This is a genomic window from Mechercharimyces sp. CAU 1602 (assembly GCF_024753565.1).
In the GTDB taxonomy this organism is placed as follows: Bacteria; Bacillota; Bacilli; order Thermoactinomycetales; family JANTPT01; genus Mechercharimyces.
Genome location: NZ_JANTPT010000010.1, coordinates 1 through 1497, shown reverse-complemented (window position 1 = coordinate 1497; position 1497 = coordinate 1). Strand labels below are relative to the sequence as shown.

The 1497-nt window shown below is 54.6% G+C and carries 1 rRNA gene; it reads left to right on the top strand.

Annotated features, from left to right (window positions below):
* Positions 1–1497, top strand: a 23S ribosomal RNA gene (locus tag NXZ84_RS15045); the annotation flags it as partial.

Here is a 1497-nt window from a genome sequence, read left to right as displayed (position 1 = left end):
AGTACGTCGTCGTCGACCCGAAACCGAGTGATCTACCCATGTCCAGGGTGAAGTTTCGGTAATACGAAATGGAGGCCCGAACCCACTGAAGTTGAAAATTCAGGGGATGAGGTGTGGGTAGGGGTGAAATGCCAATCGAACTCGGAGATAGCTGGTTCTCCCCGAAATAGCTTTAGGGCTAGCCTTGAAGGAAGAGTCATGGAGGTAGAGCACTGATTGGGTAAGGGGCCCTTCCCGGGTTACCGAGCTCAGTCAAACTCCGAATGCCATCGACTTATCTTCAGGAGTCAGACTGCGAGTGCTAAGATCCGTAGTCAAGAGGGAAACAGCCCAGACCGCCGGCTAAGGCCCCCAAGTGTTTGTTAAGTGGCAAAGGATGTGGAGTTGCTAAGACAACCAGGATGTTGGCTTAGAAGCAGCCATCATTGAAAGAGTGCGTAATAGCTCACTGGTCAAGTGACTCTGCGCCGAAAATGTAACGGGGCTAAACAAACCGCCGAAGCCGCGGATGTCGAAAGACATGGTAGGGGAGCGTTCCCAGGGCATCGAAGTCATCTCGTGAGGGATGGTGGAGCGCTGGGAAGTGAGAATGCCGGTATGAGTAGCGAAAAGAGGGGTGAGAATCCCCTCCACCGAAAGCCTAAGGGTTCCTGAGCAAGGCTCGTCCACTCAGGGTAAGTCGGGACCTAAGCTGAGGCCGAAAGGCGTAGGCGATGGACAACAGGTTGATATTCCTGTACCACCACGATATTGTTTGAGCGATGGGGGGACGCAGGAGGGTAAGGGAAGCGCGCGATTGGAAGAGCGCGCTCAAGCGGTGAGGCTGAAGGGATAGGTAAATCCGTTCCTTCTTAAGGCCAGGCCGTGATGACGAGGGAAAATCACAGTACCGAAGTCCCTGATCTCACACTGCCAAGAAAAGCCTCTAGTGAGATATCTGGTGCCCGTACCGCAAACCGACACAGGTAGGCGAGGAGAGAATCCTCAGGTGCGCGGGATAACTCTCGTTAAGGAACTCGGCAAAATGACCCCGTAACTTCGGGAGAAGGGGTGCCCCGGTAGGGTGTAACAGCCCGAGGGGGCCGCAGTGAAAAGGCCCAAGCGACTGTTTAGCAAAAACACAGGTCTCTGCGAAGCCGCAAGGCGAAGTATAGGGGCTGACGCCTGCCCGGTGCTGGAAGGTTAAGGGGACTGGTTAGCCGTTAAGGCGAAGCTAGGAACCGAAGCCCCAGTAAACGGCGGCCGTAACTATAACGGTCCTAAGGTAGCGAAATTCCTTGTCGGGTAAGTTCCGACCCGCACGAAAGGCGTAACGACTTGGGCACTGTCTCAACGAGAGACCCGGTGAAATTGTAGTACCCGTGAAGATGCGGGTTACCCGCGACAGGACGGAAAGACCCCGTGGAGCTTTACTGTAGCCTGATATTGAATTTGGGTACGATTTGTACAGGATAGGTGGGAGTCAGAGAATCCGGGCCGCTAGGTTCGGAGGAGACA